14 protein-coding genes are annotated in these 14,093 nt (G+C 66.2%); 10 read left to right on the top strand and 4 right to left on the bottom strand.

The window, feature by feature from the left end; translation table 11 throughout:
• Nucleotides 1-29 precede the first annotated feature (29 nt).
• The 5 genes from infB (at nt 30) to pnp (ending at nt 6,982) form a co-directional block, all read left to right on the top strand.
• Nucleotides 30-2,735: a translation initiation factor IF-2 gene (gene infB / locus EO141_RS09010; protein WP_164739135.1), complete on the top strand. Its 2,706-nt coding sequence runs from the start codon at nt 30-32 to the stop codon at nt 2,733-2,735.
• A 146-nt stretch (nt 2,736-2,881) separates the two neighbouring features.
• Nucleotides 2,882-3,274 (top strand): 30S ribosome-binding factor RbfA, encoded by a 393-nt coding sequence (gene rbfA, locus EO141_RS09005; RefSeq protein WP_024937968.1) that lies wholly within the window; start codon nt 2,882-2,884, stop codon nt 3,272-3,274.
• A gap of 80 nt (nt 3,275-3,354) precedes the next feature.
• The gene (gene truB / locus EO141_RS09000; protein WP_127169010.1) at nt 3,355-4,281 is read left to right on the top strand and encodes a tRNA pseudouridine(55) synthase TruB; all 927 of its coding nucleotides are present in this window, start codon (nt 3,355-3,357) and stop codon (nt 4,279-4,281) included.
• Between the two features lie 156 nt (nt 4,282-4,437).
• Complete coding sequence (rpsO, locus tag EO141_RS08995) at nt 4,438-4,698, top strand: 30S ribosomal protein S15 (RefSeq protein WP_003485583.1); 261 nt, start codon at nt 4,438-4,440, stop codon at nt 4,696-4,698.
• 169 nt (nt 4,699-4,867) lie between these two features.
• Nucleotides 4,868-6,982: a polyribonucleotide nucleotidyltransferase gene (gene pnp / locus EO141_RS08990; protein ID WP_104581972.1), complete on the top strand. Its 2,115-nt coding sequence runs from the start codon at nt 4,868-4,870 to the stop codon at nt 6,980-6,982.
• 225 nt (nt 6,983-7,207) lie between these two features.
• Here pnp and EO141_RS08985 read toward each other — a convergent pair whose 3' ends face one another.
• From EO141_RS08985 to EO141_RS08975, 3 genes are all read right to left on the bottom strand, one after another.
• On the bottom strand, nt 7,208-8,254 hold the full coding sequence (locus EO141_RS08985; protein WP_164739134.1) for a DUF2272 domain-containing protein: 1,047 nt from the start codon (nt 8,252-8,254) through the stop codon (nt 7,208-7,210).
• 62 nt (nt 8,255-8,316) lie between these two features.
• Nucleotides 8,317-9,201: a carboxylating nicotinate-nucleotide diphosphorylase gene (gene nadC, locus EO141_RS08980; RefSeq protein ID WP_164739133.1), complete on the bottom strand. Its 885-nt coding sequence runs from the start codon at nt 9,199-9,201 to the stop codon at nt 8,317-8,319.
• Nucleotides 9,198-9,467 carry a Trm112 family protein gene (locus tag EO141_RS08975; RefSeq protein ID WP_127169009.1) on the bottom strand — a complete coding sequence of 90 codons (270 nt, stop codon included), beginning with the start codon at nt 9,465-9,467 and terminating at the stop codon, nt 9,198-9,200. Before EO141_RS08975 ends, nadC begins: the two co-directional genes overlap by 4 nt.
• Before the next feature lie 58 nt (nt 9,468-9,525).
• Here EO141_RS08975 and purE point away from each other — a divergent pair, with 58 nt between their 5' ends.
• Together purE and EO141_RS08965 are read left to right on the top strand one after the other, a co-directional pair.
• Nucleotides 9,526-10,029, top strand: a complete 504-nt coding sequence (gene purE / locus EO141_RS08970) for a 5-(carboxyamino)imidazole ribonucleotide mutase (protein ID WP_104581975.1) — start codon at nt 9,526-9,528, stop codon at nt 10,027-10,029.
• Nucleotides 10,026-11,183, top strand: a complete 1,158-nt coding sequence (locus tag EO141_RS08965) for a 5-(carboxyamino)imidazole ribonucleotide synthase (RefSeq protein ID WP_127169008.1) — start codon at nt 10,026-10,028, stop codon at nt 11,181-11,183. The genes purE and EO141_RS08965 overlap by 4 nt, the downstream gene beginning before the upstream one ends.
• A 129-nt stretch (nt 11,184-11,312) precedes the next feature.
• Here EO141_RS08965 and EO141_RS08960 read toward each other — a convergent pair whose 3' ends face one another.
• On the bottom strand, nt 11,313-11,891 hold the full coding sequence (locus EO141_RS08960; RefSeq protein ID WP_104581977.1) for a Fe-Mn family superoxide dismutase: 579 nt from the start codon (nt 11,889-11,891) through the stop codon (nt 11,313-11,315).
• A gap of 121 nt (nt 11,892-12,012) precedes the next feature.
• Here EO141_RS08960 and grxD point away from each other — a divergent pair, with 121 nt between their 5' ends.
• From grxD to EO141_RS08945, 3 genes are read left to right on the top strand one after another with little or no spacing between them, the layout of a single operon-like run.
• The gene (gene grxD, locus EO141_RS08955) at nt 12,013-12,333 is read left to right on the top strand and encodes a Grx4 family monothiol glutaredoxin (protein ID WP_006450539.1); all 321 of its coding nucleotides are present in this window, start codon (nt 12,013-12,015) and stop codon (nt 12,331-12,333) included.
• Nucleotides 12,330-13,073, top strand: coding sequence for an SDR family NAD(P)-dependent oxidoreductase (locus tag EO141_RS08950; RefSeq protein WP_127169007.1), 744 nt, complete (start codon nt 12,330-12,332; stop codon nt 13,071-13,073). Before grxD ends, EO141_RS08950 begins: the two co-directional genes overlap by 4 nt.
• Entirely contained in the window at nt 13,070-13,669 is a 600-nt protein-coding gene (locus tag EO141_RS08945; protein WP_127169006.1) for a YhgN family NAAT transporter, read from the top strand. Before EO141_RS08950 ends, EO141_RS08945 begins: the two co-directional genes overlap by 4 nt.
• Nucleotides 13,670-14,093 lie beyond the last annotated feature (424 nt).

The raw sequence follows: 14,093 nt of genomic DNA, 5'->3' as shown, positions 1-14,093 counted from the left end.
GGGGGCGCCAACCAGATCATAGGATCCGAATGTCGCAGCAAACCACCATCCGCAAGCTTGCCGAACTGGTCAATACGCCGGTCGATAAACTGCTGGTTCAACTGGCCGAGGCCGGAATGAAGTTCAGCGGTCCCGACCAGGTCGTGACTAGCACCGAGAAGATGAAACTGCTTGGCTTCCTGCGCCGCACGCATGGCAAGGCCGACACGCCCGCCGAAGCGGCGAGCGAAGCAGCCAAGAAGATCACGCTCAACCGGCGCAAGCTGCAGGAAGTCACGGTCAGCGCCGGCCGCACCAAGACCACGGTCAACGTGGAAGTGCGGCAGAAGCGCACCTACGTAAAGTCCGAAAACGAAGGCGGCCGCCCGGCGCCGATGACGCCGGACGAGGAGCGCGCCGACATCCTGGCCAAGCTCGCCGCTTCGCGTCAGCGCAATCTCGACGAGCAGCAGGCGCTGGCCGAAAGCGATCGTCTGCGCGATGAAGCGATTCAGCGCAAGCGTGAAGAAGAGCAGGCCGCCAAGGACCGTGCAGAAGCCGAGCGCAAGGCTGCCGAGGAAGCCGCTGCGGCTGCCAGTGCGCCGGCCCCGGTTGCTGCTGCGCCGACGCCGTCGGCGCCTGCCGCGCGTGCACCGTCTTCGCCGTCCTCGGCACCGCGTCCGGCCCGTCCGGCTGGCGCGTCGCCGGCATCGCGCCCGGCAACGCCGGCGCGCCCGGACGATCGTTCCAATGCGGCCAAGCACAAGACGCGCGGTTCGCACGTCATGGTGGCCGGTGTCGAAGACGACGATGCGACCAAGCGTTTCGCCGGGCAGTTGCATCTGTCTGCGGCTGATCGTGCGCGTCGTTCCAATGTACGCGGCAAGCCGACCGGTCGTCCCGGTTCGTCGTCCTCGCGCCGTGGCAACGACAACGGCCGTGGCGGCAATCAGGGCAACAGCGGTCCGCACGGGTTCGAGCGTCCGACCGCACCGGTGGTGCGCGAAGTGGCGATCGGCGACACCATCACCGTGGCCGACCTGGCGCAGAAGCTCGCGCTCAAGGGCGGCGACGTGGTCAAGGCGCTGTTCAAGATGGGCGTCATGGCGACCATCACCCAGAGCATCGACCATGACACCGCCGCGCTGGTGACCGAAGAGCTCGGCCACAAGGCCGTGCGTGCCGACAATGCCGACTTCGAGGATGCGCTGCTGGCGCATGCCGAGGATGCGCAGGGCGAGACCACCTCGCGTCCGCCGGTGGTGACCATCATGGGTCACGTCGATCACGGCAAGACCTCGTTGCTGGATTACATCCGTCGCACCAAGATCGCCTCGGGCGAAGCCGGCGGCATCACCCAGCACATCGGTGCGTACCACGTCGAAACCGGCCGTGGCGTCATCAGCTTCCTGGATACGCCCGGCCATGCCGCGTTTACCTCGATGCGTGCCCGTGGCGCCAAGATCACCGACATCGTGGTGCTGGTGGTCGCGGCCGATGACGGCGTGATGCCGCAGACCAAGGAAGCGGTGGCGCATGCCAAGGCGGCGGGCGTTCCGTTGATCGTGGCGGTCAACAAGATCGACAAGGCCGGCGCGGATCCGCTGCGGGTCAAGAATGAATTGCTGGCCGAAAACGTGGTGGCCGAGGAGTTTGGCGGCGATACCCAGTTCATCGAGGTGTCGGCCAAGCTCGGTACCGGTGTGGACACGTTGCTGGACGCGATCTCGCTGCAGGCCGAAGTGCTGGAGCTCAAGGCGGTGGCCGAAGGCCGCGCCAGCGGTACCGTCATCGAGTCCTCGCTGGACAAGGGCCGTGGCCCGGTCGCAACGGTGCTGGTGCAGCAGGGCGCGCTGAAGCGTGGCGATTACCTGGTGTGCGGTATCCAGTACGGCCGCGTGCGTGCACTGTTCGACGAGACAGGCCACCAGCCGGCCTCGGCCGGCCCATCGATTCCGGTGCAGGTGCTCGGCCTGTCCGGCGTGCCGGAAGCCGGTGATGATTTCGTGGTCGTCGACGACGAGCGTCTGGCCAAGGACGTTGCGCAGCAGCGCGAAACCAAGCGCCGCGAGTCGCGCCTGGTCGCCTCGGCCAGCAACCGCATGGAAGACATCCTGGCCCAGATGGGCAAGGGTGAAGGCCAGCAGGTGCTGAACCTGGTGATCAAGGCCGACGTGCAGGGTTCGGTGGAAGCGCTCAAGCAGTCGCTGGTGGCATTGTCCAATGACGACATCCGCATCAACGTGATCCACTCCGGCGTGGGCGGCATCACCGAGTCCGATGCGAATTCGGCGGCGGCTTCCAAGGCCACGATCATCGGCTTCAACGTGCGTGCCGATGCCTCGGCGCGCAAGATCGTCGAGTCCAACGGCATCGATCTGCGTTACTTCTCGATCATCTATGACGTGATCGACCAGGTGAAGCAGGTGGCGTCCGGTCTGCTCGGCGTGGAAATCCGCGAAGAGATCATCGGTATCGCGCAGGTCCGCGACGTGTTCCGCAGCTCCAAGTTCGGTGCGGTTGCAGGCTGCATGATCATCGAAGGCGTGGTGAAGCGCAGCAAGCCGATCCGCGTGCTCCGCGACAGCGTCGTGGTGTTCGAGGGCGAGCTGGAATCGTTGCGCCGCTTCAAGGAAAACGTCGAGGAAGTGCGCAACGGTACCGAATGCGGTATCGGCGTGAAGGCCTACAACGACGTCAAGGCCGGCGATCAGATCGAGTGCTTCGAGCGTATCGAAGTCGCCCGCACGCTGTAACGGTTGCCGGGGCCTGCGGGCCCCGGACTCCGTCGAGCGGAGTCGCTCCGTAACGCAAGTTCTGCAAGGCGAGGGCGGCATGGCCGCCCGCGTCCGTTTTTGGCTTCGGTGCCAACTGGCCCTCCGAATCAACCAGGTCCACGACCATGCCAACCAAATCATTCCATCGCACCGACCGCGTTTCGGCGCAGGTGCGCCGCGACCTCGGCACGATCGTGCACGCGGCCGTGCGCGACCACGGCCTGCCGTCGGTCAGCGTGTCCGACGTCGAAATCAGCCGCGACCTGGCGCATGCCAAGGTGTTCGTCACCGCGCTGCAGCAGGAGCGCTCGGCCGAAGCGGTCAAGGGGCTCAAGGAAATCGCCGGTCAGCTGCGCACGCAGCTGGCACGCGCGATGAAGCTGCGGCATGTGCCCGAGCTGCATTTCCATTACGACGATTCGGTCGACCGCGGCGAGCGCATCGACAACCTGCTGCGTGACCTGGACGATGTCGGCCCCGAGGCCGCGTCCAGCGACGAGGACGCCGAGCAGCGCTGAGCGCTGCCGGCCGGCCGGCTGTTGACCAGCGGCCCTGATTTCAACGGGCGCGCACGGTGCCCGCTTCGAGCACTGATCTCTTGAAACCCCGCATCGTCTATCGCCCGTTGCACGGCATCCTGTTGCTCGACAAGCCGGCTGGAGTCAGCTCCAACACGGCCTTGCAGTCCGCGCGCCGTTTGTTGCGGGCCGAAAAGGGCGGCCACACCGGCAGCCTGGACCCGCTGGCCACCGGCCTGCTGCCGCTGTGTCTGGGCGAGGCGACCAAGATTGCCGGCCTGCTGCTCGGTTCGGCCAAGGCCTATGACGCCGAGATCGTGCTGGGTGTCACCACCGATACCGACGATGCCGATGGCCAGGTCCTGCGCGAGCGTGCAGTGCCGGCACTGGACGAAGGCGCGCTGCGTGCAGCGCTGACGCCCTTCATCGGGCGCATCCGCCAACAGGCGCCGATCTATTCCGCGCTCAAGCAGGGCGGCGAGCCGCTGTACGCCAAGGCACGCCGTGGCGAGGCGATCGAGGCGCCGGTACGCGAGGTCGAGGTGCAGGCGATCGACGTGATCGGCTACGCCGCGCCGCGGCTGCAACTGCGCGTGACCTGCGGCTCGGGCACCTATATCCGCAGCCTGGCGCGCGATCTGGGCGAAGTGCTCTGCTGCGGTGCGCATATCGCCTCGCTGCGCCGGCTCTGGGTCGAGCCGTTTCGCACGCCGCAGATGATCACGCTGGAGGCGCTGTCGGCTGCCCTGGAAGCGGGCACCGACGCGCAGGACCTGCTGCTGCCGATCGAGGCCGGACTGGCCGATTTTGCGCGGATCGTGCTCGATGCGGCGCACGCGGCACGTTTTCGCATGGGCCAGCGTCTGCGCGATGCGGCATTTCCGACCGGCCAGGTGGCGGTGTTCGGACCCGACGGAACCCCCTCCGGGCTAGGCCTGGTGGACGCGGAGGGGCGCTTGTCGCCGCAGCGATTGTTCAATGGACTGAACGAAGTGGCGTCTTGTTAAGGTTTAGTCAACTTGTTCCCGGGGCCGCACGACGTTACAATTTTGCGGCCCCGATCGGGGCACCTCAGCGCCAAGCGCGCTCATCCCAAGCAAACGGCGAGTCCGGCGGTGCGTCATGCACGTTCCTGTCGACCACGCATCTATCGAGTAAACATCATGTCCGTCGACACCCAGAAAGTTATTGAAGACAACAAGCGCAGCGCCCAGGACACCGGTTCGCCGGAAGTGCAGGTCGCCCTGCTGACCGCGCGCATCGAGCTGCTGACCGGCCACTTCAAGACCCACAAGAAGGATCACCACAGCCGTCGTGGCCTGCTGCAGATGGTCAACCGCCGCCGCAGCCTGCTCGACTACCTGAAGAAGAAGGACAACGAGCGTTACAAGTCCTTGATCGAGAAGCTCGGCCTGCGCCGCTAATCGAGTCCTACCGCCGCGGCGCAGCGATGCGCCGCGGCTTTGTTTTGGTCATTCGCATTACGTTATCTGCAGCATGCAGTTCATGGGCCGGAGCCTCCCGGCCGCCCGTTCTCGGCATGGGTCGACGACGGTCCAACGAAGACAGCAACACCTAAGGGAAAAAACCTCCGTGGCAAAAATCACCAAAACCTTCCAGTACGGCAAGCACACCGTCACCCTGGAGACGGGCGAAATCGCTCGCCAGGCAGGCGGCGCCGTCATCGTCAAGTTCGACGACACCGTACTGCTGGTCACCGCCGTCGCCGCCAAGAGTGCGCGCGAAGGGCAGGACTTCTTTCCTCTGACGGTCGATTATCAGGAGAAGTTCTACGCCGGCGGCCGCATCCCGGGCGGCTTCTTCAAGCGCGAAGGACGTGCGACCGAGAAGGAAACGTTGATCTCGCGCCTGATCGATCGCCCGATCCGTCCGCTGTTCCCGGAGGACTACAAGAACGAAGTGCAGATCATCGCCACCGTGATGTCGATGAACCCGGACATCGACGGCGATATCGCCGCGCTGATCGGCGCATCGGCCGCGCTGTCGCTGGCCGGCACCCCGTTCAACGGCCCGATCGCTGCGGCGAAGGTCGGCTACAAGAATGGCGAATACATCCTCAACCCGACCGTGACCGAGCTGAAGGATTCGCAGCTGGAGCTGGTCGTGGCCGGTACCGCCAACGCGGTGCTGATGGTCGAGTCCGAAGCCGAGCTGCTGTCGGAAGAAGTGATGCTGGGCGCGGTGACGTTCGGCCATCGCGAGATGCAGAAGGTCATCAACATCATCAACGAGCTGACCGTCGAAGCCGGCACCAAGCCGTCCGACTGGGTGGCCCCGGCCAAGAATGACGGCATGATCGCCGCGCTGAAGGAAGCGGTGGGCGATCAGCTCGCGTCGGCATTCCAGGTGCGCGACAAGCTGCAGCGCCGTGATGCGATTTCGGCGATCAAGAAGGACGTGCTGGGTGCGCTGGCACCGCGCGCCACCGTCGAAGGCTGGGCTGCCGGTGATCTGTCCAAGGAATTCGGCGAGCTGGAATACCAGACCATGCGTGGCTCGGTGCTGAGCACCAAGGTGCGCATCGACGGCCGTGCACTGGATACCGTGCGTCCGATCAGCGCCAAGGCCGGCGTGCTGCCGCGTACCCATGGCTCGGCGCTGTTCACCCGCGGCGAGACCCAGGCGATCGTGATCACCACGCTCGGCACCGCACGCGACGGTCAGGTCATCGACGCCGTCTCGGGCGAGTACAAGGAAAACTTCCTGTTCCATTACAACTTCCCTCCGTATTCGGTGGGCGAGTGCGGTCGTTTCGGTGCGCCGAAGCGTCGCGAGATCGGCCACGGCCGTCTGGCCAAGCGCGGCGTGCTGGCCGTGATGCCGAGCCTGGAAGAATTCCCGTACACCATCCGCGTGGTCTCGGAAATCACCGAGTCCAACGGTTCGTCCTCGATGGCCTCGGTCTGCGGCAGCTCGCTGGCGCTGATGGATGCCGGCGTGCCGATCAAGGCGCCGGTCGCAGGTATCGCGATGGGTCTGGTCAAGGAAGGCAACGACTTCGTCGTGCTGTCGGACATCCTGGGTGACGAAGATCACCTCGGCGACATGGACTTCAAGGTGGCCGGTACTGCCGAAGGCGTGTCCGCGCTGCAGATGGACATCAAGATCGAAGGCATCACCGAAGAGATCATGAAGCAGGCATTGCAGCAGGCCAAGGCCGGCCGTCTGCACATCCTCGGCGAGATGGCGCATGCCCTGACCACCCCGCGTCAGGAACTGAGCGATTACGCCCCGCGCCTGCTGACCATCAAGATCCACCCGGACAAGATCCGCGAAGTGATCGGCAAGGGTGGCTCGACCATCCAGGCCATCACCAAGGAAACCGGTACGCAGATCGACATCCAGGACGACGGCACGATCATCATCGCGTCGGTCAATGCCATCGCTGCGCAGGCTGCGAAGTCGCGCATCGAGCAGATCACCTCGGACGTGGAGCCGGGTCGCATCTACGAAGGCAAGGTCGCCAAGATCATGGACTTCGGTGCGTTCGTCACCATCCTGCCGGGCAAGGACGGCCTGGTGCACGTCTCGCAGATTTCCAGCGAGCGCGTGGAGAAGGTCGGCGACAAGCTGAAGGAAGGCGATCTGGTCCGCGTCAAGGTGCTGGAAGTGGACAAGCAGGGCCGTATCCGTCTGTCGATCAAGGCAGTGGAAGAAGGCGAAGGCCTGCCGGCATCGGCCGAGTAATCGCCACGGTTTGACGCGTTACGAAAAGCGGGCTTCGGCCCGCTTTTTTATTGGGTGTTTAGGGCAATCGCCGGTGCCTTGATCCTTCTCCTGCGGGAGAAGGTGCCCCGCAGGGGCGGATGAGGGTGCGGGCGCAGCCTAGTGTGGTCGAACCTTGGCCAGGGCTTCGCTTCCGTACCCTCACCCCAGCCCCTCTCCCGACGGGAGAGGGGCTTCGAGCCTTGCTTACCCGGGCTGCTGGGTCGGCGCGGGCTGTGTTTCCGGACGCGGTGGCACGACGCGTGGAAAACCCGGCGGCATCGTTGCGGGCAAGGTGGTTGGCGAAGGCAGTGGCTCGACCGGCGGAGGCGCGGTCATCACCGCATCCGGGCGCAGCTTCAACAGGGCCGCCCAGTCGCGTCGATTGAAATCGCAGAGTTCTTCGTGTGCCGGCGTGCACTCGCTGGCGATGCCCAGGCCGTCCTCGCTCTGGTCCTGGCTGCCGTCAGATTGGGGCGTCGGCAACACCACGCGGCCGGCGCGGTCCAGCGGCATCTTGCGCATCATCACGGTGTTGAACACGTTGCCGCCGATCAGGTACAGAGTGCGATCGCCACCGACGTTGGCGGCCACCACGACGTCGCAATGCGATTGCCAAGGCATCGGCGCGCTGCCGCCAAGCCCGGCCCTGAGGCCGGCATAGCCAAGCGCGACACTGCGCCCGCGCAACAGGCACAGCAGATCGCCGGGAGCGGGCTTCTCCACCGCCGGGTCGGTGAACTGGTAAGGCCCGCTGGCGCCATCGTTGTAGGCGCTGCGGATGTAATCCAGATGGCGTGCAGAGCGATGGAAGCCGCTCAGGCCGGCCTGTGTCATCACCCAGGAGATGAAGGCAGCCGACCACGGGTTGTCGACCAGGAACGCACGGCAATCGCTGGCGGTATAGCGCGTGCCATCCAGTGCCGCGCAGCTCGACGCGCCCGGGCGCCCGCCCATCGATGCCAACGTGCCGCTGTCGCGCCAGTAGCCTGCCACGCGTTGCCACGCGACCACCCCATGGTCGGCGAGATAGCCTGATTCGGCTTCGGTCACGCCCAGGCTGGCCAGACGCCCCTTGGCATCGATAAACGGGCGTTGCCACAAGCGATGCTCGTTGCAGGCATTGCGCACGATGGCGATTGCAGCAGGGCTGGTGCCGAAGCGTGGCGGCACGTCGCAGACTTCCGCGGCGGCCGCGGTGCCGCCCCATGCGGCCAACACCAGACAGAGCCACGGCCAAGGTTTTACAGTCATCGCAGATCCTGCACAGAACAATCGCAGCAGGCTGACAGAGCCGGCTGCGGGCACGCGTGAAATCAGTGCGGCGGCGGGCCGAGCTTGAGCGACAGATCGACGGCGTGCACGTGCTTGGTGAGCCCGCCGATGGAGATGCAATCCACGCCATCGGCCGCAATGGCGGCAATGCCGGCCAGATCCACGCTGCCGGAGACTTCCAGCGGAATGCGTTGGTCGCGCGGCAGGGCGGCAACGATGCGCACCGCCTCACGCCGCAGTGCCGGGTCGAAATCGTCGATCAGGATGCGCGTACACCCGACCTGCAAGGCCTCGCGCAGCTGCTCCAGGGTTTCCACCTCCACCACCAGCGGCAACTGCGGTTGCTGCGCACGTGCGGCATGCACGGCGGCGCTCAACGAGCCGGCGGCGCGGATATGGTTTTCCTTGAGCATCACCGTGTCGAACAGCCCGATGCGGTGATTGTCGCCGCCGCCGCAACGCACGGCGTATTTCTGCGCGGCGCGCAGGCCCGGCAGCGTCTTGCGCGTATCCAGGATGCGCGTGCCGGTGCCGGCCACGGCGGCGACGTATGCAGCGGTGGTGGTGGCGGCAGCCGACAGCGTCTGCAGGAAGTTGAGCGAGGTGCGCTCGGCACTGACCAGGCTACGGCTGCGGCCATGCAGCAGCGCCAGCACCGTGCCGGCGGCAACGTGCTGGCCTTCGTGCACCTGCCAGTCGATACGCACCTGCGGATCGAGTGCGCGGTGCGTGGCGTCGAACCAGGGCCGCCCGGCGATCACGGCATCCTGCTTGCACAGCAGGTACGCGCGGTCGGCCTGATCGGGCAACAACGCCGCAGTCACATCGCCGCTGCCGATGTCCTCGGCCAGTGCGCGTGCCACATCGGCATCCACCAGCGCGGCCGGCGGCGCCTTCGGCACGGCCGTGCTTGCGGAAGAAGTCACTTTTCGGGGAAGTCGGCGATCTGCCCTGTGCCGATCGCTTCTTCGGCCAGCAGCACCGGAATGCCGTCGTCGACGCGGAAGACCTGCTTGCGGTCGCGCGTGATCAGCGCCTCGCGCAGTGGCTGTGTCTGCGCCGTGCCGTCGGCACGCTGCAGGGTTCCGCCGGCGATGGCGGTATTGAGTGCCTCCAGGCCCTTGCCGTCGAGCAGCGAGAGCGGCTGGCGGGTGTCGGGCGAGCACAGCAGGTCGAGCAGTTTGCGATCCATCGAAGTCTTGTCTTGCGTGGAAGATGGCTAGAATACGTCTTTACCGCAGGGCAGGGCCATGACCTCCAACCACTCCGCGCCGCTGGTCGGCATCGTGATGGGTTCCCGTTCCGATTGGGAAACCATGCAACACGCAGCTCAGAAGCTCGATGCGCTGGGCGTGCCTTACGAAGTCAAGGTGGTCTCGGCGCACCGCACACCGGACGTGTTGTTCAGCTATGCAGAGCAGGCGGGCGACCGTGGCCTGCGCGCGATCATCGCCGGCGCCGGTGGCGCAGCGCACCTGCCCGGCATGCTGGCGGCCAAGACGGCGGTGCCGGTGCTCGGTGTGCCGGTGCAGTCCAAGGCGCTCAACGGCATGGATTCGCTGCTGTCGATCGTGCAGATGCCGGCCGGGATTCCGGTGGCGACGTTTGCGATCGGCAACGCCGGCGCGGCGAATGCGGCCTTGTTCGCCGCTGCGATGCTGGCGCCAGAGCAGGCGCAGATCGGTCAGGCACTGGCGCAATTCCGCGCCAGGCAGACCGACGATGTCATGGCCAGCGACGACCCGCGCCAATGACCACAGTTGGTATTCTGGGCGGCGGCCAGTTGGCCCGCATGCTGGTACTGGCCGGCGCGCCACTGGGCTTGCGGTTTGCGGTGTTCGACCCAGCCGCCGACGGCTGCGCAGGGCAGGTGGCGCCGCTGCAGGCGGGCGCTTTCGACGATGCCGCCGCGCTTGCCGCATTCGCCGCACACGTGGATGTGATCACCTTTGATTTCGAAAACGTGCCGGCTGCCAGCGCGCAGCAATTGGCCGCGCAGGTGCCGGTGTTTCCCAGTGCTGCCGCGTTGGCGGTGGCGCAGGACCGGCTCAGCGAAAAGACCCTGTTCCGCGAGCTCGGCATTCCGGTGCCCGCGTTTGCCGCCATCGACGACCGTGCGGGACTGGATGCCGCGTTGGCCCGTATCGGCACGCCGTGCGTGCTCAAGACGCGCCGCTTCGGTTACGACGGCAAGGGCCAGTTCCGCATCAAGACGCCGGCCGGTGCCGATGCCGCGTGGGACGCGCTCGGCGCGCAGGCCGCCAAGGTCGGCCTGATCGTGGAAGCCTTCGTACCGTTCGAGCGCGAGGTCAGCGTGGTGGCCGTGCGTGGGCGCGATGGCGAGTTCCGTGCCTGGCCGCTGACCGAAAACTGGCATGTGGACGGTGTGCTCTCGGCCAGTCTTGCGCCGGCGCATGTGGATGCCGGGTTGCAGGCGGTGGCAGAGGCGCATGCGCGCGCGATCGCCGAGCGCGTGGACTACGTGGGCGTCTTCGCGCTCGAGCTGTTCGTGCGCGATGGCCAACTGCTCGCCAACGAGATGGCGCCGCGCGTGCACAACTCCGGGCACTGGACCATCGAAGGCGCCGAGACCTCGCAGTTCGAAAATCACGTGCGTGCGGTGCTTGGTTTGCCGCTCGGCAGCACCGCGATGCGTGGACATGCCTGCATGCTCAACTGGCTGGGCGCGATGCCGGATGCTGCCGCATTCCTGGCGGTGCCCGGTGGGCACTGGCACGACTACGGCAAGCAATCGCGCGAGGGCCGCAAGGTCGGCCATGCCACGCTGCGCGCCGAGACGCCGCAGGCGCTTGCGCAGGCAGTGGGCGACGCAGGCACGGTGCTGCGGCGTGAGGCACAGGTCGGTCCGGTGCTTGCGCGCTTGAGCGAAGGGTCACTCGCAGAATGAGCGTTGGCGCCGCCACGACCCGGCGCACGCGCAGGGTCGTGGCGGAGCTGGACCGCAGTGCGCGATGCCGCCGGGTGCGCCGTCGCAACCAGTCAATTGGACGTTGACCTGTTGCAACGGCGCAAGCGGCTAGCCCAGCCGGCTGGCCACGAAGTCCCAGTTGATCAGCTTCCAGAATGCGTCCAGGTATTGCGCGCGGTCCTGACGGTAGTCCAGGTAGTACGCATGCTCCCAGAGGTCGCAGGCGAGCAACGGCGTGTCCGGGCCGGTGAGCGGCGTGGAGGCATTCGGCGTGGCGACGATCGCCAACGTGCCATCCGGCCGCTGCACCAGCCACACCCAGCCCGAGCCGAAGGTGCCCAGGGCGACGCGGTTGAATTCCTGCCTGAAGTGCACGAAGTCGCCGAACGATTTGGCAATGCGGTCGGCCAGCCGGCCCAGCGGCTCGCCGCCGCCACGTGGGCGCAGGCACTGCCAATAGAACGTGTGGTTCCACACCTGCGCAGCCAGATGGAACAGCGTGCCCTGCGCCTGCGCGATGATGTCTTCCAGCGTCAGCTCGGCGAACTCGCTGCCTTCGATGCGTGCATTGAGCCGATCGACCTCGCTGCGGTAACAGACGCCGTGGTGCGCCTCCAGGGTGGCGGCGGAAAGATGCGGCTCCAGAGCGGCGCGGGAGTAGGGCAGTGCAAGGTGTTCGATCGGCATGATGGCAAGGGCAGCGAAGGGAGTACGGCGACAGGTCGCGCCGAGGGCTTACAATGCGCGCCTTTGCGGAAGTCTATCCGACCCGGCGGTCGGGCCTGCCGCTCCCAGTCAGGAGAGTCCAATGCCGGTGATGGAACGGATCCAGGCCGAAGTCGAACAACACCCGATCGTGCTGTTCATGAAAGGCACCCCGCAGTTTCCGATGTGCGGTTTTTCCAGCCGCGCCGTGCAGGCCCTGGTCGCTGCCGGCGCCGATCAGTTGCGCACGGTCAACGTGCTCGAAGAGCCCGAAGTACGCGCCAATCTGCCGCGCTATTCCAACTGGCCAACCTTCCCGCAATTGTTCATCCACGGCGAGTTGATCGGCGGTTGCGACATCACGCTGGAACTGTTCGAGGCCGGCGAGCTCAAGCGCATTGTCAGCGAGGCCTACCAGCCGTGAGCCTGGCGCAGGCCCAGCCCGACGCGCCCGCGCTTGCCGAGCGCGTGGTGCTGATCACCGGCGCAGCGGGCGGTCTTGGCGCGGCCGCTGCGCAGGCATGCGCAGTGGCCGGTGCGACCGTGGTGCTGCTGGGCCGCAAGCTGCGCCCGCTGGAGCGCGTCTATGACGCCGTTGCCAAGCTCGGTCCGGAGCCGTTGCTGTATCCGCTGGATCTGGCCGGCGCCACGCCGGACGACTACGCCGCGCTGGCGCAACGGCTGCAATCCGAGCTGGGTGGCTTGCACGGCCTGCTGCACTGCGCTGCCGACTTCGCCGGCCTGACCCCGGCCGAACTTGCGGCACCTGCCGACTTCGCACGCAACCTGCATATCAACTTTACTGCGCGCGCCTGGTTGACCCAGGCCTGCTTGCCGCTGTTGCGGCAGCAAGCCGATGCGGCGGTGGTCTTCGTCGTCGACGACCCTGCACGCGTTGGCCAGGCCTATTGGGGCGCCTATGGCGCTGCCCAGTATGGGCAGCATGGCCTGCTCGCCAGCCTGCATCACGAAACCGCCGCCGGCCCGGTCCGCATCAGCGGACTGCAGCCCGGCCCGATGCGCACCGCCTTGCGTGCGCGTGCCTTTACCCATCAGGAAGACAGCGAAGCGGTGGACCCCACGCGCTATGCGTCCGCCTGCGTCACCTTGCTGTCCACGGCTGGTGGCGCGCACCGCGGTGCGATCTGGAGCCCTTCCGCATGACCATTCTTTCGGCGGCGCTGCTGCTGTTCCTGATCCTCGATCCGCTGGGCAACATCCCGGTGTTTCTCAGCGTGCTCAAGCCGCTGCCGCCGAAGCGCCAGCGCTTCGTGCTCGCGCGCGAGTTGCTGATCGCCTTGTGCGTGCTGATGGCGTTTCTGTGGGGCGGCAAGTACGCGCTGGAGCTGATGCACCTGCGCCAGGAGTCGGTGGCGATCGCCGGCGGCATCGTGCTGTTTCTGATCGGCATCCGCATGATCTTCCCGCGTCCGGAAGGCCTGATGGGCGAGATCCCCGATGGCGAGCCCTTCATCGTGCCGCTGGCGATCCCGCTGGTGGCCGGCCCGTCCGGGATGGCGGCGGTGATGCTGATGGGCAGAAACGAACCCACCCGGCTGTGGGATTGGAGCCTGGCCTTGATGATCGCCTGGATCGGTGCCTCCACCATCCTGGCCTCGGCCCCGCTGTTGTACAAACTGCTCGGTCATCGCGCACTGACCGCGATCGAGCGCCTGATGGGCATGTTGCTGGTCGCGATTTCCGTGCAGATGTTCCTGGATGGGTTGGGGACGTACTTCAAGCTGCCGGTATCGATCTGAGCCGGTCGGTGATAGGCGGGCAGGGCGTGGGAGCGACTTGTGACACTGCCTAGCGAGAATCTGAAGCCACGCCACCGACGCGTAGCGGTGCAAGCCGCCGGCTGCGCCGGGATGCCTCTGTAACAAGGGCCTTCGACAGCCCTTGCCGCGCTTTCGGGCCAAATGAGCCCTGTTTTCGATCAAACGGCTCAATAGCGCGACGCTGGTCGCAGATGCCGTGCGACTTTGCGCAAGCTGGCGTTTACGCCTTCACATGCGAAGTTCATGTTGCACTGCGCGAACTTTGTCACGCCGCCGTCACAATCAGGCCTTAGCGTGTTAATCTGTTGTTAACCGTTGCGGCAGCAACCGCCGCGCGGCGAGGGACCCCAGATCATCGGCAGCCCACCCCCGGGAACGGTTGGGCTGACTGCGCCTTTTTGTC

Origin of the sequence: Xanthomonas sp. BRIP62415, assembly GCF_003993515.1 — a bacterium.
Taxonomy (GTDB): Bacteria; Pseudomonadota; Gammaproteobacteria; order Xanthomonadales; family Xanthomonadaceae; genus Xanthomonas; species Xanthomonas euroxanthea.
This window is presented reverse-complemented; position numbering and strand designations above follow the sequence as displayed.